Source organism: Niveibacterium microcysteis, from assembly GCF_017161445.1.
Lineage (GTDB): Bacteria > Pseudomonadota > Gammaproteobacteria > Burkholderiales > Rhodocyclaceae > Niveibacterium > Niveibacterium microcysteis.
In genome coordinates, this window is sequence record NZ_CP071060.1 from 245,286 (window position 1) to 267,174 (window position 21,889).

The window sequence follows — 21,889 nt, forward strand, 5'->3', positions numbered from 1 at the left end:
ACGGGTTAGGGGGCTGCGCCCTGCGGTGCGCAGCCCTTTCCAGATCGGGGCCGTGTGTTTTTCCGCGAGGATTCCTCCCGTGATGCAAACCCTGCTTCAACAGATCATCAACGGCCTTGTGGTCGGCAGCGTCTATGCTGTCGTCGCGCTGGGCTACACGATGGTGTACGGCATTCTTGGCCTGATCAACTTCGCCCACGGCGATGTCTTGATGGTCGGCGCCCTCGTCGCTTACACGGCCATCACTTTCTTTCAGGCGGCCATTCCGGGCCTCAGCCCGATCGTCTATTTCGCGCTCGGCTTGATGGTGGCGATGCCGGCCTGCATGGCGATCGGCTACACGATCGAACGCACCGCATACCGACGTCTGCGCAATGCGCCGCGTCTGGCGCCGCTGATCACTGCGATCGGCGTTTCGTTTCTGTTGCAGACCCTCGCGATGATCATCTGGGGCCGCAACTATCACAGCTTCCCGCAACTGATTCAGACCGCGCCGATCGAGGTCGTGACCGGCGTGTTCATGACGCCGGTGCAGATGACCACCGTGGGCCTTTCGGCCGCGATGATGGTCGGCCTCGTGCTGCTGGTGACGCGCACCAACATGGGCCGCGCGATGCGCGCGACCGCCGAGAACCATCGCGTCGCGAGCCTGATGGGGGTGGACACCAACGGCATCATCGCGCTGACCTTCATCATCGGCTCGGCACTGGCTGCAGTGGCCGGTGTGATGATCGCCTCGAACTACGGCGTCGCACACTATTCGATGGGCTTCATGCCGGGGCTCAAGGCCTTTACGGCAGCGGTGCTCGGTGGCATCGGCAACCTTGCCGGGGCCATGGTCGGCGGCATCGTGCTCGGTCTGGTCGAGGCGATCGGCGCGGGCTACATCGAGACATGGAGCGGTGGCTGGCTCAACTCCAGCTACCAGGACATCTTCGCCTTCATCATCCTCGGCATCGTGCTGATCTTCCGCCCCACTGGCCTGCTCGGCGAGCGTGTGGCCGACCGTGCGTAACGCGGGGACGCAGACATGAACGATATTTCGCAAGCCATTCCGTTTCTGGGTAAGCGCAACCCGAAGGCAGCGCTGGTCGCGCTGGTTGTGATCGCGCTCGTCTCACCGGTTGTTGCCGCGATGTTCGGCAATACCTGGGTGCGCATCCTGAACTTCGCGATGCTCTACATCCTGCTGTCGATCGGCCTCAACCTGGTGGTCGGCTTCGCGGGGCTACTCGATTTGGGGTACATCGCGTTCTACGCCGTCGGCGCCTACACCTGGGCTTTCCTCGCGTCGCCCCACTTCGGGCTGCATTTGCCCTTCTGGATCGTGTTGCCGCTCGGCGCCGGGTTTGCCGCGCTCGCCGGCATCGCCTTGGGCTTCCCGACCTTGAGGCTGCGCGGCGACTATCTCGCGATCGTGACCTTGGGTTTCGGCGAGATCGTCCGGATCTTCATGAACAACCTGACGCACCCGGTCAACATCACCAACGGCCCGCAAGGCATCGATCAGATCGACGGCATGTCCTTGTTCGGGCTCGACCTGAACCGCGGCCTGCAGATCACCGAAGGCTTCCAGATCAAGTCGCTGTTCCTCTACTACTACGTGTTCCTCGCCTTCGTCGTGCTCGCGGTGATCCTGGTCAAACGCATTCAGGTTTCGCGAATCGGGCGTGCGTGGGCTGCGATCCGCGATGACGAACTCGCCGCTAAGGCGATCGGCATCAACACGCGCAACCTCAAGCTGCTGGCCTTTGCGATGGGCGCGACCTTTGGTGGCGTGTCCGGTGGCCTGTTCGGCGCGTTTCAGGGCTTCGTCAGTCCCGAGAGCTTCACGCTGATGGAGTCGATCGCGATCCTGACGATGATCGTGTTCGGTGGCATGGGCAACCTTGCCGGCGTCATCGTTGGCGCGCTGGCGCTCTCCTTCCTGCCGGAAGTGCTGCGTTACATCGCCTTGCCGGTGCAGATGGCGATCTTCGGCAAGGTCTTCCTCGATCCTGAAGTGCTGCGCATGCTGCTGCTCTCGCTTGCCATGATCCTGATGATGCTGCTCAAGCCTGCGGGCCTCGTGCCCGCCCAGTCGCGCTACTCCAAGGCCGATCTGCTCGGCGACAAGGAGATTGCGCAATGATCACCCTGCTCGAAGCTCGCGCCGTGAGCAAACGCTTCGGTGGCCTGAAGGCGCTCACCGAGGTCTCGCTCACGATCAACAAGGGTGAGGTGTACGGCCTGATCGGCCCGAACGGCGCCGGCAAGACGACCTTCTTCAACGTGCTGACTGGCGCCTATACACCCGAGGAAGGCGAGTTCGTCTTCAACGGCTCCGAACTGCCTCTCGGCAAGCCGGATCGCATCGTCAATCGCGGCATCGCGCGGACCTTCCAGAATATCCGCCTGTTCCGCGAGATGACCGCGCTCGAGAACGTGATGGCGGGCCATCACATCCGCACCAAGACCGGCCTGCTCGGTGTGTTGCTTCAGACGCGGCATACACGCGAGGAGGAAAAGCTGACGACCGAGCGCGCGTACGAACTGCTCAAGTACGTGGGCATCGAAAAGCATGCACGTACGCTCTCGCGCAATCTCTCGTATGGCGATCAGCGTCGGCTTGAAATTGCGCGCGGCCTTGCAACCGAACCGCGCTTGCTGGCGCTCGACGAACCGGCTGCCGGCATGAACGCGACCGAAACCGCGCAACTGCGCAACCTGATAGAAACTATCCGCGGCGACGGCACAACGGTGCTGTTGATCGAACACGATGTGAAGTTGGTGATGGGCCTCTGCGATCGTGTCGCGGTGCTCGACTTCGGCAAGAAGATCGCTGAGGACGTACCCGCTGAAGTGCAGCGCAACCCCGCGGTGATCGAGGCTTATCTGGGAGGCGCACACCATGCCGCATGACAATCCGGCTGCACCGCTGCTGCAGCTGCGCGACGCGCGGATCGCGTACGGCCAGATCCAGGCCGTCAAGGGTATCGATCTTGAACTGTTCTCGGGTGAGCTGGTTTCCCTGATCGGGGCCAACGGAGCCGGCAAGACAACGACCCTCAACGCGATCGCCGGCACCCTGCAATTGTCCGGTGGAGACTTGAGCTATGCCGGTAGCGCGATCGCCGGCATGCCCGCACACAAGCGCTTGCGCGCCGGTATCGCGCTGGTGCCGGAAGGGCGTGGCATCTTTACCCGCCTCACGGTCGAAGAGAACCTGCGCATGGGCGCCTACACCCGCAGCGACAAGGCCGAGATCGAGGCCGACCTGCAGCGGGTGTACGAAATGCTGCCGCGCGTGAAGGAACGGTTGCCGCAGGTGGCCGGCACCCTTTCCGGCGGTGAGCAGCAGATGGTCGCGATCGGCCGTGCGCTGTTGTCACGCCCGAAGCTGTTGCTGCTGGACGAACCGTCGATGGGCCTCGCGCCGCTGATCGTCGAGAAGATCTTCGAGGTGATTCACACCGTTATGAAGCAGGGCGTCACGGTCTTGTTGGTGGAGCAGAACGCCAACCTCGCGCTGGGCTTTTCGAACCGCGCCTATGTGATGGAAAGCGGCAAGATCACCTTGTCGGGTAGCGGGCAGGATCTGCTGCACGACCCGAAGGTGCGTTCCGCCTACCTCGGCGAAGCGGCCTGATCGAAGCGCGCCCTTGAAAGCAAGAAGCCGCCCTCGGGCGGCTTCTTTTTTTGAGTCTCGGGAGATTCAGCCGTCGTTGCGGCGACCGAGCGGGATGCCTAGCTGTTTGAGCTTGCGGTACAGGTGCGTGCGCTCCAGCCCCGTCTTTTCAGCCAGTCGGGTGATGTTGCCGCTCTCAAGCTGCAGGTGGTATTCGAAGTACATCCGCTCGAAGCTCTCGCGCGCCTCACGCAGCGGCAGATCGAGTGGCAGGGCCGACGCAGCGGCGCTTGGCGTACGGCCGAGCAGGCGCTGCACATCTTCGGCGCCAATCTCGTCTTCCAGTGTGCCTAGGGCGAGCGAACGCACTGCAGCGCGCAGCTCGTTGAAGCCGCCGGGCCAGGCCTTGTTGCGCAGCACGTTCAATGCGGCTGTCGCGAAGCGCCGCGGCGGCACCTCGCCGGATTCCGACAGCTGCACCAGCGCCTGATTGGCCATCTCCGGTACTTCGTCCTTCAGTTCGGTCAGTGAGGGAGGGGCAAGCGTGACCTCAAACAGGCGCTTGAGTGTCAGCGGATCCCAGCCGTCGTTCGCGAGTTCTTCGGTGCTCCGGCTGCAGCCGAATACCGCACGCAGGTCGTACTTCTCGAGGCGCTCCAGTGCGAAGCTGAGGTTCTTTTGCTGCGCGCGCGAGAGGTTTGCGAGGTCTTCCACGAACAGCACACCGCCGCGCGCGTTTTCGAGCGCCGATAGATCAATCGGCTGCGTCAACGCTGCCAGATCGAACCACGGTGCACCGCCCGTCTGCAGGCAGCGCGCGCACAGTTCGACGATGCTGCCGCCGCTGACGCGCAAGGTCAGAACACGGGATTTTTCCGCGATCTGTTCGAGTCGGCGCCGCAACTCCTTGAGCGGACCCGAGCGAGGGAAGGACGCCAGCGAAAGCGCCGCACGCGGGCGCACCGCCGGTTGCCGCTGCAGGCCACGCCGCACCGCTGCGAGCAGCTTCTGCAGTGCAATCGGCTTCTCGAGGAAATCCATTGCGCCGAGGCGCACCGCTTCGACAGCCGTGTCGATGGTGCCGTGTCCGGACATCATGATCACGGGCATCGTCAGCAGATCGTTTGCCGACCACTCCTTGAGCAGCGTGACGCCATCGGTATCCGGCATCCAGATATCGAGCAATACCACGTCCGGGCGCGCGGCGAGCCGCGCATTGCGTGCCGCCGTAGCGTTCTCGGCGAGCACTACATCGTAGCCTTCGTCCGAGAGGATTTCGGAGAGCAGTTCGCGGATGCCGACTTCGTCGTCGACCACCAGAATCTTTGCCATAGCATGCAACGGTATCAGACGGTTGGAGCAAGCGGAAGTCGGAGACGGATTTCCGCGCCGTGGGGTTCCAGATTGAGGATCGAAATTTCGCCGTGGTGTTCGTCCGTGATCTTCTTGACGATCGCCAGACCTAGCCCTGAGCCACGCGCCTTGCTGGTGACGTAGGGCTCGAAGGCGCGCGCGAGCATGGCGGGCGGAAAGCCCGGGCCGTTGTCGCGCACCATGAATTCGACACGGCGATTGTCGCGACGTGTGGCGAGCGTGACGGTCGGGTTGGCCTCGTCGCTCAGGGCGTCCTCGGCATTGGTCAGCAGGTTGTGGATCACCTGCCGCAGCTGTGTGGCGTCGCCGAGCACGCGCGGCAGCTCGGGCGCGAGCTCCAGTTCGATTTTTACGCGTGAGCTCTCGTACAGGCCGAGCACTTCGCCGATCAGCGCGTTCAGGTCGAGCGGCGCGAGGTTGGATGGCGGCATCCGCGCGTAGTCGCGGAAGTCGTTGACCATGTTCTTCATCGCCTCGACCTGGTTGACGATGGTCTGCGTGGCGCGCGCGAGCATCGCCTGGGAATCCGGATCGAGCTTGGACGCCAGCTTGTGCTGCAGGCGTTCGGCCGAGAGCTGGATCGGCGTGAGCGGATTCTTGATCTCGTGCGCGAGCCGGCGCGCCACTTCAGCCCATGCGGCATTGCGCTGGGCGGAAATCAGCTCGGTCACATCGTCGAACACCACCACGTAGCCACCGGCGCTGCCGGGCGGCAGGCGCGAGCCGCGCAGCAGCAGGGTCTGGTTGCGGCCGTCGTCGCGGGTGAGCTCGACTTCGCGTGTCCAGTCGTCGTCGTGTTTGTCGAACTCCGCGATTACCACGTCGCGAAAGGCCTGATGCCGTGGCCAGGCATCGAGCGTGAGGCTCTCGAAGCCGGCCAGATCGTCGCCGAGAATCAGCATTGCGCCGCGGTTGGCTGCGCGCAGACGCCCGTTGTCGGAGAAGGCCAGCACACCGGCCGAAAGGTTGCCGAGCACGCTTTCAAGGTACACCCGTGCGGCTTCGACCTCCGCGCGGTTGCGCTCCGCCTGCGCGCGAGCGTCCTGCAGCTGGCGCGTCATGCGATTGAAGTTCTGTGTCAGCACACCCAGTTCGTCGCGACCGGGCAGTGCCTGGCGCGGCGAGAAGTCGCCCGCCGCAACCGCCTGCGTACCCTCGGCGAGGATGGACAGGGGGGCGGAGAGCGAGCGTGCAATCTCGAACGCCGCCGCCAGCGCAGCGAACAGCGCAAGCAGCAGCGTCAGCGTCAGCGTGAGGCTGTAGATCCGCATCAGGCCCTCGCGGCCGAGCAGCAGCTCCTGGTAGTCACGACTGCCGTTCTGGATGTTCTCCATGGTGCGCACGATCTGCGGCGGCACACGCTTGGACATCTGCAGGAACTCGATATTCGCGGCCAGGTTGCGAGCCGGAATCGGCACGATCACGCGCAGCCACAGCTCGCCGCTGCCTTCGCCCTCCACGGTGCGCAGGCCGCGTGCGCCGCGCGCGAGGCGGAGCGAGGCGCTCGAGTGTGTTTCCAGCGCCAGCGTGGTGCCGCTGCCAACGCTCGACACGATGACCTTGCCGTTGCCGGCAAGCAGCGCGGCGACGTCGGCCCCGGCTTCATCCCGCAGGCGATCAAGGCGGGCGGCTGATACCGCGGTGCCGGTATCGCCGAGCGATTCGGCCAGCGTGTCGGCGGTATCTCGCGCGCGGCCGGCGAGCTGGTCGAGCAGGTAGTCGAGGGCGTTGCGTCCGAGCTGGATGCCGGAGTCGAGCGCGGCATCCACCTTCACATCGAACCAGGATTCAATCGAACGCGTGGCGAACTGCAGCGAGACACCGTAGATCACCAGACCCGGCACCAGCGCCATCAGCGCGAACAGGCCCAGCAGCTTGAGCTTCAGGCGCGAGCCGAACTGATGTTCGCGGTACTGCACCCACAGCGTGCGCATCTGGAAGCCGACCAGCCCCAGCAGCACCGCGGCAACCGTGCCGTTGAGACCCAGCAGCAGTGGGTAGTTGCGGATCAGGGCGGAGGACTTGGAACTCGCGGCAGCCAGCAAGAACAGCATGATGCCGGCCAGCGCGGACACCGCCGCAATGACTGCCCTCATCGGCGCTCAGCCGCCGATGCGAGGAAAGTCCAGCGCGACCAGTCGGTCTCCAGCGTCCAATCGCGAGAACCGATCGCGGTGACCTGGAAGGGCTTGGGCAGCTGGTCGGTGTCGAGCCGGAAGCGCAGCGCGGCGTTGTAGGACTCGCCGCCGCGCAGCCGGCTGCGATCGACGATGGCCCAGTTGCGCAGCCGGGTCATCGTGCGCAGCGCTTCTTCGAGCGTGTCGAAGTTCTGCCCCAGCGACCCGGTCGCAAGCCGGTACTTCTGCGTCAGTGCGTGGTAGGTCAGGCGGAAGGCGATGCGACGCTCGACGATCGTCTCGTCGAGCCAGTACCAGCGGCCGCGGGTGAGGATGAACTCGGCAACGAAATGCAGCGCAATGCCACGCAGCACGATCTCTTCGAGGCGCGGATTGAGTTCGACCGAGACGTCGGCGTTCAGGACGTACTGGTCGTCGGTCGGCAGGAGCTCCGCATAGCGGATCGCGGCCGTGCTCTGCGCCGCCGCCGGCAGTGCCGTGAGGCCGAGCAGCAGCGTGCAGCCGATCAGCAGCTGGCGCAGTAGCGCTAGGAAGTCAGGCCTGTTTTTCGAGCAAGGCAAAGAAGAAACCGTCATGGTCCGCATCGGGCAGCAGCGTTCGCTCGAGCGCTGCGTCGAGCGGGACGCGCTGACAGTCTGAATGCCGCGCCGCAAAGCGGGCAACCTGAAGACTGTTTTCCTCCGGGAACAACGAGCACGTCACGTATAGCATTTTGCCGCCCGGACTGAGTAGCGGCCAGAGCGCTTCGAGAATCTCGCGCTGAACTGTTGCAAAATTGCCAATATCGTCGGCTCTACGCAACCACTTGATGTCCGGATGGCGGCGCGCGACGCCTGAGGCGGAGCACGGTACATCGGCGAGGATGCGGTCAAAACCTTGCCCATCCCACCATTCGCGCGGTGAGCGAGCGTCACCGCACCGCACGTCGGCGCTCAGACCAAGGCGTTCCAGGTTGGCGGCGATGCGTTGCGCGCGGCGAGGGTCTGCGTCCAACGCCAGCAGGCGGCAGTCATGCAGTTCGATCATGTGTGCGGCTTTGCCGCCCGGCGCGGCGCAGGCGTCGAGTACCCGCATGCCGTCGCGCACATCCAGCATTGCGGCCGCTTGCTGCGCGCCCCAATCCTGGACCGAGAGGCGGCCATCTGCATAGCCTGGCAGCGATGCCACAGGCGCCGGACGATCCAGGCGCCAGGCGTAGGGGCCGAGCCAGCGCCCGGTGTGGCCGGCGGCGACCAGTTCGGCGGCCATTGCGTCCGGCGTTGTGCGGCGTGGGTTGATCCGTAGTGTCATCGGCGGGTGCGTGTTCGCCGCGCCAAGAACGGCTTCCCAGGTTTGCGGCTGGTTGCGTTTGATGCGATCGATCCACCATGCCGGATGCCGCCAATGCGATTCCGGGGTGCGCGCGAGCGCGGTGGCGAGCGTATCGCGCTGCCGCAGCGCGTTACGTAACACCGCATTGACGAGGCTCTTGAGGCCGCCGCGGGCGACGCGGGCTGCCACCTCGACTGCCTGATCGACCACCGTGTGCGCCGTCTCCGGACGGACTTCGAGGCGGTGCAGGGCGACTCGCAGCAGCGCGTCGATGGTCGGCTCCGTCAATGGTTGCCGGAGCAGGCGGGCGAGCATGGCGTCGCCGCGGCCGAAGTCGCGCAGCGTGCCGTAGATCAGATCCTGTGCCGCACCGCGTGTGCTGGGCGGAAGATCGGGGTGGGCCGCCCACAAGCTGGCCAGGCCGTCGTTCAGCGCATAGCCGTCGCGCACCCGTGCGACGGCCTCCGCCGCCACCCACATCGCGCGGGCCATCGAGTCCGGTGGCATCGGCGGTAGTGCCGGCGGGCGAGGGGCGCTGCGCTGCGGCGTGCGGGGCGAGTCGGAACGCACACTTGCGCGGCCGGCAGGGCGGGGGCGGAAACTGGACATGGGAAGGGGGCCGTCGCCGGCCCGGTCAGAAGTTGGAACTGAGGTTTACCTGTTTGCCGCCGGCGGCGCAAGCTGCCCGCGCTGCCGTCTCAGCGTAGCAGCACCAGCCTTGGCGTTGCGTCGCATGCAATCGCGACGAAGGCGTTCTGGCCGAACGCCATGGCCAGCTCAGTCCCCAGCTCAATATCGGCATGCAAGATAAGCACGCTCGCTTCGTTGGGCCAATCGCCCTTCGGTGATTCGTTGCGTGCGGGAAGCGCCAGCAGTTTCCGCTGCGCGAGCGCATCGAGCAGGCGGGTGTGCCGTTGTGCGTTGTCGTTGTCGGATAACAGGGCGCTGGCAGGGTTGCTCGCCGTAAGCAGCACGGCCCGGTTGGCGCCGTGAGCCGACAACAAATTGGCTAGCGCCGGATCTGGCCGGTCGATCCGAAGCAGCAGCGGAGGGGCCGTGAGCACCCGGTAATGCGCCGCCCGGTAGGCCTGGATCAGGTCCGCCGGAAGCGCGCTCGCTGCTGCGTCGATCATCTGCCGCGCATTGCCCGCAGGCGGCGGATTCGCTCTTCGGTGGGCGGGTGCGTGGAGAACATACCGGCGAGGCCGCCGCCCGAAAGCGGATTCATGATCATCATTTGTCCGGTCTCGGGGTGCGCTTCGGCCGAGGGCATCGGAATGCCGCGAGCGTAGTAGTCGATCTTATGCAGGGCATCGGCGAGTGCGCCGGGGTCGCCGCTGATCTCGGCGCCGCCGCGGTCGGCTTCGTACTCGCGTGCACGTGAAATCGCCATCTGGATCAGGCTGGCAGCGAGTGGGGCGAGAATCGCGACAAGGATGCCGACCAGCGGATTGGCCGGGCGCCCTTCTTCATCGCGGCCGCCGAAGAACATTGCGAAGTTGGCGAGCGCCGAGATCGCACCGGCGAGGGTGGCGGAGATCGTCGAAATCAGGATGTCGCGGTGCTTCACATGCGCGAGTTCATGTGCCATCACGCCGCGCAGTTCCCGCTCGGTCAGCATCTGCAGGATGCCTGTGGTTGCGGCCACCGCAGCGTTGTCGGGGTTGCGGCCGGTGGCGAAGGCGTTGGGCTGCTGTTCGTTGATGATGTAGACGCGCGGCATCGGCAGCCCCGCGTTGCGCGCGAGCCCCTCCACCATGTTGTAGAGGTAGGGCGAGGTCGCCGCGTCGACCTCCTGCGCGTTGTACATGCGCAGCACCATCTTGTCCGAGAACCAGTACGAGAACAGGTTCATGCCGCCGCCGAGCAGCAGCGCCAGGATCATGCCGCCCTTGCCGCCGATCGCCGCGCCGACGACGCCGAACAGCGCGATGATCCCGGCCATCAGGATCGAGGTTTTCAGCCAGTTTCCGAACATCGGGGCTCCTTGTGCGAAGGCGTGTCCGTTTCGATATGGGCGCTATGCGCCCGCAAATCAAGCGTCGGGAAGCGCGAAACGCTGGCCGGCTTGTAAGGGCAAGCCCCGCAGAAAATCCGCTGCCGCCAGGCGTTTGCTGCCCGGCTTCTGCAGCTCCGTCAGGCGCAGGACGCCGCTGCCGCAAGCGACGCGCACACCATGGCCGTCTGCCCCAAGAATCATGCCCGGTTCGCCCGCACCCGCTTCCGCGACGGCCCGCCAGAGTTTGATCGGCTGGCCATCTATTGAGGCGACGCCGCCGGGGAACGGGTCGAAAGCGCGCAGACGTCGCGCAAGGACCTCGGCGGGCTCGCGGAAATCCAGCGCAGCTTCGGTTTTTGCGATCTTGCTGGCGTAGGTGACGCCTTCCGCCGGTTGCGGCGCAGGCGCCAATTCGCACAGCGCGATCCGGTGCAGCGCGTCCACGATCATCTCGCCCCCCAAAACGGCGAGCTTGTCGTGCAGGCTGGCTGTCGTGTCGTCGGGTGCGATCGGGATTGCGCGCTTGAGCAGCATGTCCCCTGTGTCGAGTCCGGCGTCCATCTGCATGATCGTGATGCCGGTCTCGCTGTCACCCGCCTCGATTGCCCGATGGATCGGCGCGGCGCCACGCCAGCGCGGCAGGAGTGAAGCGTGGATGTTCACGCAGCCGTGGCGTGGAAGATCCAGCACTGCTTGCGGCAGAATCAGGCCGTACGCGGCGACTACCAGGATTTCGGCATTGACTGCGCGCAGCGTGGCTTGCTGTGCATCGGTGCGCAGCTTTTCGGGCTGGTCGACGGGGATGCCGTGGGCGAGCGCCACTTGTTTGACCGGGCTGGGCATCAACTGCATGCCACGGCCGGCAGGGCGGTCTGGCTGTGTAAGCACCAAGGGCACTTCAAAGCCCGCAGCGATGATTGCGCGCAGTGCCTCGGCGGCGAATTCGGGTGTTCCGGCGAAAGCGACTCTCATCTGGGGGCGGAAGGCATGGATTGGTTGAACCGGGCCGCGCGGCGCGCGACCCCGGTGTGGTCAGGCCGTGATGCGCGAGCGCTTGGCGAGCTTCGACTTGATACGGTTGAGCTTGAGTGGCGACAGGTATTCAACGAAAACCTTGCCATCCAGATGATCGATTTCGTGTTGGATGCACACGGCCAATAGCCCTTCTGCTTCCAGCTCGAAGGGCTTGCCCTGTTCGTCGAGCGCCCGCACCTTCACACGCTCGGCGCGGGTCACTTTCTCGTAGATGCCGGGCACCGAGAGGCAGCCTTCCTCGCACACCTGCTCGCCGGAGCGCGCAATGATCTCCGGGTTGATATAGGCGCGCAGGCCGGTTTTGTCCTCGGAGACGTCAATCACCACGATGCGCTTGTGGACGTTGACCTGGGTCGCCGCGAGCCCGACGCCCGGCGCCTCGTACATGGTTTCAGCCATGTCGCGAATAAGTGTGCGCAACTCGTCGGTGACTTCGGTCACCGGCGAAGCCTTCGTATGAAGGCGCGGATCGGGATAGTGAAGGATGGGCAGTAGCGCCATAAATGCTTGCTGGATGAAGTGACTATGTGCAGAATCTGAAGTGAAATCTCGATGCCCGTGTGCTAAAGCACCGATAACAGGCCGCCAGGGCGTCCGCCCGATAATGGCTCAACAACACCGAGGCAGATTCATGTTCCGCATTATATCCGCGCTGGCCCTGGCTCTGGGACTGTCCGTCGCTTCGGCTTCGGCGGTGGCAGATACCGTCAAACTGGCGGACAACGCCCCCGACTCCTACACCGTCGTCAAGGGCGACACGCTGTGGGATATCTCAGGCAAATTCCTCAAGCACCCGTGGCTGTGGCCGCAAGTCTGGCGCCTTAACCGCGAACAGATCAAGAACCCGCACTGGATCTATCCTGGCCAGACAATCTACCTGGATCGCAGTGGCCCGTATCTGACGACCACGCCACCGTCGGGTGATGGTGGCACCGTTAAGTTGAAGCCGCAGGTTCGCGCCGAAGACCTCAGCCCGATCGCAAGCGTACCGCTGCACCGGATCGAACCCTTCCTGTCGCGCCCACTCTTCGTGTCGGAAAACGACTTGGCCGGCAGCGCCACGATCGTTGCGTCCGACGACAACCGTCTGCTCAACGGGCCGGGCGACACGATCTTCGCTCGCAATGTCACCGCGGGCGTCAGCGATTGGCAGATCTACCGCCGCGCGCAACCCTTGAAGGACCCGGTTACCAACGAATTGCTCGGTTACGAAGCCGCCTATCTCGGCTCTGCACGCGTGGTGCAAGACGGATCTCCGGCTACGCTGGAAGTTACCTCCGTTCAGCGTGAGGTCAATGCCGGCGACCGGATGCTTCCGGCCGGAAAGCAAGAAATCATGTCCTACGTGCCGCATGCGCCGGATCGTAAGGTTGAGGCGCGAATCGTCAAGGTGCACGACGGCATCCAGTACACCGGCAAGTACAGCATCGTGACGATCTCGGCTGGGCGCGCCGCAGGTCTGGAGCCGGGCCATGTGTTGGCGATCTACCGCACCCGTGGCGATGCCAAGTACGACATGGACGGCAAGAACGAGACGATCGCACTGCCTGAAGAACGCTACGGCGCGCTTTTTGTGTTCCGTGTATTCGATCGCGTGGCGTATGCGCTGGTGGTTGAAAGTGGCGGTCCGGTCAAGGTGGCTGACGCCGTCCGTCAGCCTTGATCGACGACACCGCCGACCTGGCGGCATGGCTCCGCCTGACGCTGATACCAGGTGTCGGGCCGGAGAAGCAGCGCGCCCTTCTTGCGGCCTTCGGACTTCCGGAGGCCGTTTTCGCTTCGGGGCGGCGTGCGGTGGCGGGTGTCGTCGGCGAAGCGCTTGCCGCACGCCTTTTTGATACAGACAACGCCGCAGCCGTCGATGCCGCGCTTGCATGGGCGTCGCAGCCAGGCAACACGCTGCTCACGCTGGCTGACGCGCAGTACCCTGCGGCATTACTGCAGGCCGTTGATCCGCCTCTGCTGCTCTACGTCAAAGGGCAGGTGGCCCTGCTTGGCCGGCGCGCGCTTGCGGTTGTCGGCAGCCGAAGTGCGACGGCCCAGGGTATTTCGAATGCGGAGGCGTTTTCGCGCGCACTATCCGAAGCTGGCTTGACCATTGTCAGCGGACTTGCTTTGGGTATCGACGCTGCGGCACATCGCGGGGCACTGGACGGGGCCGGCAGCACGGTGGCCTTTATTGGCACCGGGGCCGACCGGATATACCCGGCGCGCAATGCGCCGCTGGCGCACCGGATTGCCGAGGCCGGCGCCATCGTCAGCGAGTTCCCGCTGGGGACCCCGTCGGTGGCGCACAATTTTCCAAGGCGCAATCGTCTGATCGCCGGGCTCGCACAAGGTGTGCTGGTCGTCGAGGCTGCGCCTGCGAGCGGCTCGCTGATTACCGCAAGGCTTGCCGGCGAACTCGGGCGTGAGGTGTTTGCGATTCCTGGCTCCATCCATTCGCCGCTGTCAAAAGGCTGTCACCATCTGATCAAGCAGGGCGCGAAACTGGTGGAATCGGCGCAGGATGTGCTCGACGAATTGCGTTGGCAGGAGGGCGTGGCGCCAGCGCTGGCCGCCCCGAATACTGCCGCCCAAGAAGGCGGCACGGTCGGAGCAGAGGCGCAGGTTCTCGACGCGCTGGGTTTCGATCCGGTCGATCCGGACACCTTGTGCACTCGCAGCAAGTTGACGCCCGATGCCCTCTTCGCCATTCTGTTGGAGCTGGAACTCGCTGGCCGGGTCGCACGACTGCCCGGCGGACGCTTCCAGCGCCTGCAATGACCCTTGGCTGCGCGATGATCGATATCCTTGTTTATGTGTTTGAAAGCTATGGCTACCCTGAGGCCTGCCCCGAGCCGGAGTTGCTCGCGCGCAAGCTCAGCGCGGCGGGCTTCGAGCCGGAAGACATCGATTCGGCGCTGGAATGGTTGTCCGGCCTGCAGCGGGTTGCCGGCAGCGACTCACCGAAAATCGATCGCGATAACCGATCGAGCCGGATCTACAGTGGTCCGGAGTTGGCCCGGCTCGATACCGAATGCCGTGGTTTCATTACCTTCCTGGAGCACTCGGGCGTGCTTGACCCCTTGGGCCGTGAGCGCATCATCGAGCGTGCGATGGCCCTTCCGGGCGCCGACCTGAGCCTGGCGAAGCTGAAAGTGATTGTGCTGATGGTGCTGTGGCAACAGCAGGACAACGTCGATGCACTGATCATGGAAGAACTGCTGTCCAGCGCCGAGGGGCCGGCATGGGGCGACGAGAGCCCGGCCGCAGAGCTGCTGCACTGAGACACCGATCGCCGTTGCGCGGCTGCGCGCGCGGCGCCCACCCATTCTTGCTGGACGTTCGCACCCTTAAGGTGCAACGGCCGCTGCCGTAATCGACCCAACATGAGCAAGCTACTGATCATTGCCGAAAAGCCCTCCGTGGCGCAGGACATCTCCCGGGTGCTTGGGGGATTTACCCGTGAAGGCGACTACTTCGAGTCGGAGCAGTACGTGCTGTCGTCCGCCATCGGCCACTTGCTGGAACTGGCAGTGCCGGAGGAATACGAGGTCAAGCGGGGCAAGTGGAGCTTTGCGCACCTGCCGATGATTCCGCCGCATTTCGCGCTGAATCCGATCGAGAAGACGGCCGACCGACTGAAGTTGCTGACCAAGCTGATCAAGCGCAAGGACGTGACCGGGCTGGTGAATGCCTGTGACGCGGGCCGTGAAGGCGAACTGATCTTCAACTACATCGCGCAGCACGCAAAGACCGACAAACCGGTTCAGCGCCTGTGGCTGCAGTCGATGACGCCTGCCGCAATCCGCGAGGGTTTTGCCCGTCTGCGCCCGGCGAAGGAGCTCTCTGGCCTCGCCGATGCGGCGATGAGCCGCGCCGAGAGCGACTGGCTGATCGGCATCAACGGCACGCGTGCGATGACGGCCTTCAACTCGAAGAGTGGCGGCTTCCACCTGACGACCGTCGGCCGTGTGCAAACGCCGACGCTGGCGCTGGTGATCGAGCGCGAGGAACGCATCCGCAAGTTTGTGTCGCGCGACTACTGGGAGCTTGAAGGTCAGTTTGGTGCCGCCGCGGGCGGCTATGTCGGCCGTTGGTTCGACGAGAAGTTCAAGAAGGACGAGAACGACGAACACGCGACCGCCAGCCGGCTGTGGGACAAGGCTCGCGCTGAGGCGATCCGCGCCAAGTGCGACGGTAAGCCGGGCAAAGTTGAGGAAGAGAGCAAGCCGTCGACCCAGCTCTCTCCGCTGTTGTTTGACCTCACCAGTCTTCAGCGCGAGGCAAACGGCCGCTTTGGCTTCTCTGCCCGCACCACATTGCAGCTCGCGCAGGCCCTGTACGAGAAGCACAAGGCCTTGACCTATCCGCGAACCGATTCACGCGCGCTGCCGGAAGACTATCTGCCGACCGTCGGTGGTGTGCTGGCTGGGCTGCCGGATCGCTACGCGCCTTACGCCAACCAGATCGTCAAGCAAGGTTGGGTCAAGCCGAACAAGCGCATCTTCAACAACGCCAAGATCTCGGACCACTTCGCGATCATCCCGACCGGGACGGTGCCGAAGAGCCTGTCCGAGGCCGAGGCGAAGATTTACGACCTGGTGGTCAAGCGTTTCCTGTCGGTGTTCTACCCGGCCGCCGAATACTTGGTGACGACGCGCATCACCCGCGTCGAGGGCGAAGCCTTCAAGACCGAGGGCAAGGTGCTGGTCAACGCGGGTTGGCTCGCGATCTGGGGTAAGGAAGCCGCGAGCGCCGAGGACAAGGACGATGCCACGCCCGCCCTCGCGCCGGTCAAGCCGGGTGAGGTGGTGCGCACTGACGATGTGCTGGTGAAGCCCAACGTCACGAAGCCGCCGGCACGCTACAACGAAGCGACGCTGCTGTCCGCCATGGAAGGCGCAGGAAAGCTCGTGGATGATGAAGAGTTGCGCGAAGCGATGGGCGGCCGCGGCCTCGGAACGCCTGCCACGCGGGCGCAGATCATCGAAAACCTGATCGCCGAGCAGTACATGCTGCGCGAGGGCCGTGAGCTGATCCCGACCGCCAAGGCGTTTTCGCTGATCACGCTGCTGAAGGGGTTGTCGGTTGAGGAACTGACCTCGCCCGAACTGACCGGCGAGTGGGAATACAAGCTGGGCCGGATCGAACGTGGCGAACTCTCGCGCGCCGATTTCATGCGCGAAATCGCCGAGATGACCAAGCACATCGTCGAGCGCGCGAAAACCTACGATAGCGACACGATTCCCGGCGACTTCGGCATCCTGAAGTCGCCTTGCCCGAAGTGCAGCGGCTTGATTCGCGAGACCTACAAGAAATTCCAGTGCAGCGACTGCGAATACTCGCTGTGGAAGATCGTTGCGGGGCGCCAGTTCGAACCGCGTGAAATCGAGACGCTGCTGACCGAGGGCCAGGTGGGGCCGCTGGTGGGCTTCCGCAACAAGATGGGTCGGCCGTTCAACGCGATCATCAAGCTCAACGACGAGAAGCAGCCTGAGTTCGACTTTGGGCAGCCTAAGGACGACGAACTCGCCGAGCCGGTCGATTTCTCGGGCCAGGAGGCGCTCGGGGCTTGTCCGAAGTGCCGCGCGAACGTCTACGACCATGGCCTCTCTTATGTCTGCGAGAAATCGGTCGGCCCGGGCAAATCATGCGATTTCCGCTCCGGCAAGGTGATCTTGCAGCAGGAGATCGAGCCGACGCAGATGAAGAAGTTGCTGACAGATGGGCGTACGGATCTGCTGAAGAACTTCGTCTCGTCGCGTACGCGTCGCAAGTTCTCGGCATTCCTTGTGCGTGGTGACGACGGCAAGGTCGGTTTCGAGTTCGAGAAGAAGGCGCCCAAGGCGCCAGCCCGCAAGAAGGCGGGTGCTGACGAGGCTGCTGCCCCGGCCGAGAAGCCAGCACCGCGCACACGCCGCAAGACCGCGTAGCCAATTCCGTATGTTGCGGCGCCTGATCAGCCTCCTGTCGGTTCTGCTGCTGGCGTCGCCGGCGGGCGCGGGCGAGACCCTGCGCCTGCTGACCTGGCCCGGCTATGCCGATCGTGACTTGGTGCAGGCCTTCGAGCAGCGTTTCAACGTCAGCGTCGACGTCACCTATGTCGGTTCCGACGACGAGATGTGGGAGCGTGCGAACAGCGGCAAGGACGGTACGCCGTTCGACGTGATCGCCGCCAATACCGCAGAGCTGCAACGTTATATCGACAACGGTCTGGTGCTGCCGTTGCGGCTGCGCAATATCCCGAACACCCACAATCAGACTGCGCGCTTCCGCAACCTCGCCAATATCCCGGGCCTTACGCGCAAGGGCGAGGCCTACGCGATTCCCTACACCTACTCGGCGATGGGGCTGATCTACAACCGCAAGCTCGTTACCAAACAACCGGTATCGATCACTGCGCTGTGGGATCCGAAGTACCGCGGCAAAGTGCTGGCCTACAACGGCAGCAGCCACAACTTCAGCCTCGCTGCACTGGCCTTGGGATTCAGCGATCCCTTCCGGCTCTCGCAACCGCAGTTTTCGCAGGCGGTGGCGCGCTTGCGGGACTTGCGCGACAACGTGCAGGGCTTCTACAGCAAGCCCGAAGAAGTCGTGGAGCTGTTCCGCAGCAAGGACATCGCGCTGGTCTACGCCAACTATGGCGACCAACAGGTGCAGATGCTCGAGAAGGCCGGCGCCGACATTGGCTATGTGATCCCGCGTGAAGGGGCGCTTGCCTGGCTGGATTGCTGGGCGGTGATGCGTGGCGCGCGCGACCGCAACCTTGCCGAGGCGTGGATCAACTACACGCTGACCCCTGCTGTCAGTGGGCAGCTGCCGGTGCGACAAGGGCTCGCCAGCACATTGACCTCCGGCAGCGATACGTCCCGCCAGGAGGCCAAGCTGATCTGGCTGGAGCCTGTGGAGGACTACGCGCGACGTACGCTCTACTGGGAACGTTTGATGTCGGGCTACGACAAGGCACGCTGACCAGCCGTCTGGCTCGTCGCGGAGCCAGAAGTGTTCCGGCTGCGTGCTGCGAGGGGGCTGTGATGAGCGAAGCGGTGGAGCTGGAAGGTGGTTGTTTGTGCGGCGCGGTGCGTTACCGTGTCCGGATCGAGAAGCCAGAGGGCTATTACTGCCATTGCCGAATGTGCCAGCTCGCCTTTGGCAGCGTCTTTGCGCCGTGGGTGAATGTGGCGGTCAGTGATGTGAGCTGGCTTGGTGTGGTGCCCAAACGCTACCGTTCCTCGCGTATCGCCGAGCGCGCTTTCTGCGCCGAATGCGGCACCCCGCTCAGTTTTCACTTCATCGATTCGCCGCGCATGGATCTCTCCGTTGGGAGCCTCGACGACCCGGCGCGCGTGCCTCCCGCCAGCCACTTCGCGGTGGAGACGCGCGTCGCGGCCTGGCATGTACCGGATGGTCTGCCCGAGCAGAAGGCGAGCGACTACGACGCCCTGACGACGCGCTGGCGGCAGGCCTACGGCGAGGCTGAGCCGGGTCTGGCCACTGTTCGCGAGGCGGATGCGCCACGTGACTGACTGGCAGCCGATACTCGATTTCTGGTTCCTGCCGCCCGGAGCCATCGGCTTCGGTTCGCCGCGCGCTGAGTGGTTCCGCAAATCCGATGCCTTCGATCGCAGCATCGCTGACCAGTTTGGCGGGTGGATCGAGCGTGCGCTCGCCGGCGACCTGAGCGAATGGGATGCCGTGCCAGCGGGCGGGTTGGCGCGGATCCTGCTGCTCGACCAATTCACCCGTAACGTCTTCCGCGACACGCCGCGCGCTTTTGCGGGCGATGCGTCGGCGCTCTCCGCCGCCAGCGCATTGGTCGCGCGCGGCGACGACCAGCGCTTGAGCGCTGTGCAGCGCGTGTTTGCCTACCTGCCGTTTGAACATGCCGAGGATGCACACGCGCAGGCGCAATCGGTGCGCTTGTTCGAAGCGCTCGCGTCGTCGTGGCCGGATGGCGCACCTTACCTCGACTATGCGCGCCGCCACCGCGATGTGATTGAGCGGTTCGGTCGCTTCCCGCATCGCAATGCGGTGCTGGGGCGCGCGTCGACAGCCGAAGAGCAGCGCTTCCTCACCGAGCCCGGCTCCCGCTTCTGAGCGGGCAGGGGCCTATGGCGCCAGGCGCAGCCCCAGCGGGCGGCCCTGGCGCGGTTGTTTCAGGCGAGCCCGAGGCGTTGCCAGATCGTGCTGGTCAGGCCAGCCTGGTTCAGCGTGTAGAAGTGCAGGCCCGGTGCGCCGCCTTCGAGCAGACGCTCGCACAGCTCGGTCACGATATCCAGCCCCAGCGCCTTCACGCTTGCGGTGTCGTCGCCCAGTGCCTCGAAGCGGCGGCGCATCCATTGTGGGATCTCGGCGCCGCAGGCGTCGGAGAAGCGTGCCAGCTTGCTGAACGAGGCGATCGGCATGATGCCTGGCACGATCGGGATCTCCACACCACGGGCCCACGCTTCGTCGACGAACTGGAAGTAGGCGTCGGCGTTGTAGAAGTACTGCGTGATTGCGGAGTTGGCGCCGGCGCGCACCTTGGTTGCGAAGGCGTCGAGGTCGGCGGTGGCGCTGCGCGCCTGCGGGTGGAATTCCGGATAGCCGGCCACCTCGATATGGAAGGCGTCACCCGTTTCGGCGCGAATGAAGGCAACCAGCTCGTTGGCGTAGCGGAACTCGCCCGGGTCAGCCATGCCGGAGGGCAGGTCGCCACGCAGTGCGACGATGCGGGTCACGCCCATCGCGCGGAACTCCGCCAGGTGGTCGCGGATGCTGTCCTTGGTTGCGCCGATGCACGAGAGGTGCGGCGCCGCGTGTAGGCCTTCGGCCTGGATCTCGCGCACGATCTCCAGCGTGCGGTCGCGCGTAGAGCCGCCGGCCCCGTAGGTGACCGAGAAGAACGCCGGGTTGAGTTGCGCCAGTTGGGCGCGCGCGAGGCGCAGCTTCTCGACGCCTTCGGGCGTCGCAGGCGGGAAGAATTCGATGCTGAATGTGGGTTTGTCTGTCATCACTGACCTGCTGATTCGGGGGCGTCCGCTGCGCGGCGCGCATGGACGAAAAATTCGCGGTTGCCGTCGCCGCCGGTGATCGGCGAGTCGCACCAACCTTGCACGGTGAGGCCGCAGTCGGCGCAGGCCGCACGGATCTTGGCTTCGACTTCCGGGTAAAGCGCCGTGTCGCGCACGATGCCGCCTTTCGCGAGGCCTTTTGGGCCCACTTCGAATTGCGGCTTCACCAGCATCAGCAGGTCGGCTTGCGGGTGCATCAGTGCGGCAGCGGCGGGCAGAACCAGGGTCAGCGAGATGAAACTCAAATCGCCGGTGACCAGGTCGAAGCCGCCTTGTGGAAAGTGTTCGCCCAGATCGCTGGTGCTCAGCGAACGGGCATTGAGGCCTTCCAGCGTGACGACGCGTGTGTCGTCCGCAAGGCGCGCATGCAACTGGCCGTGCCCGACCTCGACGCCAACCACTTTCGCCGCGCCCGCCTGCAGCAGGCAGTCGCTGAACCCGCCGGTGCTCTGGCCCAGGTCTAGGCAGCAGCGCCCGGCGACTGCGACGCCGCTTTGCGCCAGCGCGCCCGCCAGCTTGTGGCCGCCGCGCGACACGAAGCGGTCCTCGGCATCCTCGGCGACCTGCAGCTCGGCACTGTCGGGCAGGTAGTCGGCCGGTTTTCCAACCTGCTGCGTCCCTTGCGGCGACTGCCAGCTCACTCGGCCCGCCGCAATCAGCCGCTGCGCCGCGGTGCGCGATGCAGCGAGGCCGCGCTCGACCAACAACTGGTCTACGCGGGTGCCGGCATGCGCGGTGACGCTGCGTTTGCTTTGCGTGGCGCGCGGCTTGCTGTTGCGCGCGTGGAAGGAGTTCATCGACATCGGTCGGACTACGGCGTGGTGATCTGCCGCGCGTAGGCTTCCTGTTCGAGCGGCGCGCGGCTGTAGCCAAGCGCCAGCATCTCGACCAGATACTGCCGCGCATACGGTGCAATGCCACCGAGCCGTTCGTACTGCGCGACATGGACGAGCTCGTGCGAGATCAGCCGTCGCGAGTTGGCGAACTCTGGCTTGAGCAGAATCGCGTAACCCTGTGTGCGACCGGCTTCGTCATCGGTGCCGAAGATCAGGCCCAGCTCACGCGCCGCATTGGCCATGCGCGGATCCTCCGGCATCGGAAAGCGGCGGCGAACTTCGATGCGGATTTTCTGCGGCGCGGCGATGCCGAGCGTCTGTGCCATCGCCAGTTCCGCCTCGCTCAGCGGGCGGCCGTTGATCAGCACTTCCGCTTCGGTCGCGGCGAGCAGATCCGCAATCACCGGCGTCGCCTGTTCCGCGATCGCGTTGATGCGAATGCCGGGCGTGGCGAGCTTCTGTTGCTCTTCGGGCGATAGCCGCACCCACTGCTCGCCACCACAGGCGGCGAGCAGCAGGAGGGCGCAGCCAAGCGCGACGCGGGTGCGCAT

The 21,889-nt window shown here is 64.8% G+C and carries 22 protein-coding genes; 11 read left to right on the forward strand and 11 right to left on the reverse strand.

Going from position 1 to position 21,889, the window contains the following annotated elements:
* Positions 1–82 precede the first annotated feature (82 nt).
* Genes JY500_RS01125 through JY500_RS01140 form a run of 4 tightly spaced genes read left to right on the forward strand, consistent with a single transcriptional unit; the run spans position 83 to position 3,628 of the window.
* Positions 83–1,015: a branched-chain amino acid ABC transporter permease gene (locus JY500_RS01125; protein WP_172201682.1), complete on the forward strand. Its 933-nt coding sequence runs from the start codon at positions 83–85 to the stop codon at positions 1,013–1,015.
* Positions 1,016–1,030: 15 nt separating this feature from the next.
* The gene (locus JY500_RS01130) at positions 1,031–2,131 is read left to right on the forward strand and encodes an ABC transporter permease subunit (RefSeq protein ID WP_206254773.1); all 1,101 of its coding nucleotides are present in this window, start codon (positions 1,031–1,033) and stop codon (positions 2,129–2,131) included.
* Positions 2,128–2,901 carry an ABC transporter ATP-binding protein gene (locus JY500_RS01135; protein WP_206254774.1) on the forward strand — a complete coding sequence of 258 codons (774 nt, stop codon included), beginning with the start codon at positions 2,128–2,130 and terminating at the stop codon, positions 2,899–2,901. The genes JY500_RS01130 and JY500_RS01135 overlap by 4 nt, the downstream gene beginning before the upstream one ends.
* Complete coding sequence (locus tag JY500_RS01140; RefSeq protein ID WP_206254775.1) at positions 2,891–3,628, forward strand: ABC transporter ATP-binding protein; 738 nt, start codon at positions 2,891–2,893, stop codon at positions 3,626–3,628. The genes JY500_RS01135 and JY500_RS01140 overlap by 11 nt, the downstream gene beginning before the upstream one ends.
* A gap of 66 nt (positions 3,629–3,694) precedes the next feature.
* Here JY500_RS01140 and JY500_RS01145 read toward each other — a convergent pair whose 3' ends face one another.
* The 8 genes from JY500_RS01145 to def form a co-directional block, all read right to left on the reverse strand.
* Positions 3,695–4,939, reverse strand: a complete 1,245-nt coding sequence (locus tag JY500_RS01145) for a sigma-54-dependent transcriptional regulator (RefSeq protein ID WP_206254776.1) — start codon at positions 4,937–4,939, stop codon at positions 3,695–3,697.
* Positions 4,940–4,953: 14 nt separating this feature from the next.
* The gene (locus JY500_RS01150; RefSeq protein WP_206254777.1) at positions 4,954–7,077 is read right to left on the reverse strand and encodes a sensor histidine kinase; all 2,124 of its coding nucleotides are present in this window, start codon (positions 7,075–7,077) and stop codon (positions 4,954–4,956) included.
* Positions 7,074–7,694 (reverse strand): DUF4390 domain-containing protein, encoded by a 621-nt coding sequence (locus JY500_RS01155; protein WP_172201674.1) that lies wholly within the window; start codon positions 7,692–7,694, stop codon positions 7,074–7,076. Before JY500_RS01155 ends, JY500_RS01150 begins: the two co-directional genes overlap by 4 nt.
* Positions 7,654–8,922 carry a 16S rRNA (cytosine(967)-C(5))-methyltransferase RsmB gene (gene rsmB / locus JY500_RS01160; RefSeq protein ID WP_246479735.1) on the reverse strand — a complete coding sequence of 423 codons (1,269 nt, stop codon included), beginning with the start codon at positions 8,920–8,922 and terminating at the stop codon, positions 7,654–7,656. The genes JY500_RS01155 and rsmB overlap by 41 nt, the downstream gene beginning before the upstream one ends.
* Before the next feature lie 206 nt (positions 8,923–9,128).
* Complete coding sequence (locus JY500_RS01165) at positions 9,129–9,563, reverse strand: DUF3293 domain-containing protein (RefSeq protein ID WP_206254779.1); 435 nt, start codon at positions 9,561–9,563, stop codon at positions 9,129–9,131.
* Positions 9,560–10,408 (reverse strand): zinc metalloprotease HtpX, encoded by an 849-nt coding sequence (gene htpX, locus JY500_RS01170; protein ID WP_206254780.1) that lies wholly within the window; start codon positions 10,406–10,408, stop codon positions 9,560–9,562. The genes JY500_RS01165 and htpX overlap by 4 nt, the downstream gene beginning before the upstream one ends.
* A gap of 57 nt (positions 10,409–10,465) precedes the next feature.
* The gene (fmt, locus tag JY500_RS01175) at positions 10,466–11,401 is read right to left on the reverse strand and encodes a methionyl-tRNA formyltransferase (RefSeq protein ID WP_206254781.1); all 936 of its coding nucleotides are present in this window, start codon (positions 11,399–11,401) and stop codon (positions 10,466–10,468) included.
* Positions 11,402–11,461: 60 nt separating this feature from the next.
* Complete coding sequence (gene def / locus JY500_RS01180) at positions 11,462–11,965, reverse strand: peptide deformylase (RefSeq protein WP_206254782.1); 504 nt, start codon at positions 11,963–11,965, stop codon at positions 11,462–11,464.
* A 130-nt stretch (positions 11,966–12,095) separates the two neighbouring features.
* On the opposite strand from def, the gene JY500_RS01185 reads away from it, so the two are divergent.
* From JY500_RS01185 to JY500_RS01215, 7 genes are all read left to right on the forward strand, one after another.
* The gene (locus tag JY500_RS01185; protein ID WP_206254783.1) at positions 12,096–13,127 is read left to right on the forward strand and encodes a LysM peptidoglycan-binding domain-containing protein; all 1,032 of its coding nucleotides are present in this window, start codon (positions 12,096–12,098) and stop codon (positions 13,125–13,127) included.
* Positions 13,124–14,230 (forward strand): DNA-processing protein DprA, encoded by a 1,107-nt coding sequence (dprA, locus tag JY500_RS01190; RefSeq protein WP_425493188.1) that lies wholly within the window; start codon positions 13,124–13,126, stop codon positions 14,228–14,230. Before JY500_RS01185 ends, dprA begins: the two co-directional genes overlap by 4 nt.
* Positions 14,231–14,244: 14 nt before the next feature.
* Positions 14,245–14,733: a Smg family protein gene (locus JY500_RS01195; protein WP_172201667.1), complete on the forward strand. Its 489-nt coding sequence runs from the start codon at positions 14,245–14,247 to the stop codon at positions 14,731–14,733.
* 102 nt (positions 14,734–14,835) lie between these two features.
* Complete coding sequence (locus JY500_RS01200) at positions 14,836–17,382, forward strand: DNA topoisomerase III (protein ID WP_206254784.1); 2,547 nt, start codon at positions 14,836–14,838, stop codon at positions 17,380–17,382.
* A 10-nt stretch (positions 17,383–17,392) separates the two neighbouring features.
* On the forward strand, positions 17,393–18,421 hold the full coding sequence (locus JY500_RS01205; protein WP_172201665.1) for an extracellular solute-binding protein: 1,029 nt from the start codon (positions 17,393–17,395) through the stop codon (positions 18,419–18,421).
* Positions 18,422–18,483: 62 nt separating this feature from the next.
* Positions 18,484–18,975 carry a GFA family protein gene (locus JY500_RS01210; RefSeq protein ID WP_206254785.1) on the forward strand — a complete coding sequence of 164 codons (492 nt, stop codon included), beginning with the start codon at positions 18,484–18,486 and terminating at the stop codon, positions 18,973–18,975.
* Complete coding sequence (locus JY500_RS01215; RefSeq protein WP_246479736.1) at positions 18,968–19,546, forward strand: DUF924 family protein; 579 nt, start codon at positions 18,968–18,970, stop codon at positions 19,544–19,546. Before JY500_RS01210 ends, JY500_RS01215 begins: the two co-directional genes overlap by 8 nt.
* A gap of 59 nt (positions 19,547–19,605) precedes the next feature.
* On the opposite strand, the gene metF is transcribed toward JY500_RS01215, so the two are convergent.
* From metF to JY500_RS01230, 3 genes are read right to left on the reverse strand one after another with little or no spacing between them, the layout of a single operon-like run.
* On the reverse strand, positions 19,606–20,442 hold the full coding sequence (gene metF / locus JY500_RS01220; RefSeq protein ID WP_206254787.1) for a methylenetetrahydrofolate reductase [NAD(P)H]: 837 nt from the start codon (positions 20,440–20,442) through the stop codon (positions 19,606–19,608).
* Positions 20,442–21,305 (reverse strand): TlyA family RNA methyltransferase, encoded by an 864-nt coding sequence (locus JY500_RS01225; protein WP_206254788.1) that lies wholly within the window; start codon positions 21,303–21,305, stop codon positions 20,442–20,444. The genes metF and JY500_RS01225 overlap by 1 nt, the downstream gene beginning before the upstream one ends.
* Before the next feature lie 8 nt (positions 21,306–21,313).
* Positions 21,314–21,889, reverse strand: coding sequence for a hypothetical protein (locus JY500_RS01230; RefSeq protein WP_172201660.1), 576 nt, complete (start codon positions 21,887–21,889; stop codon positions 21,314–21,316).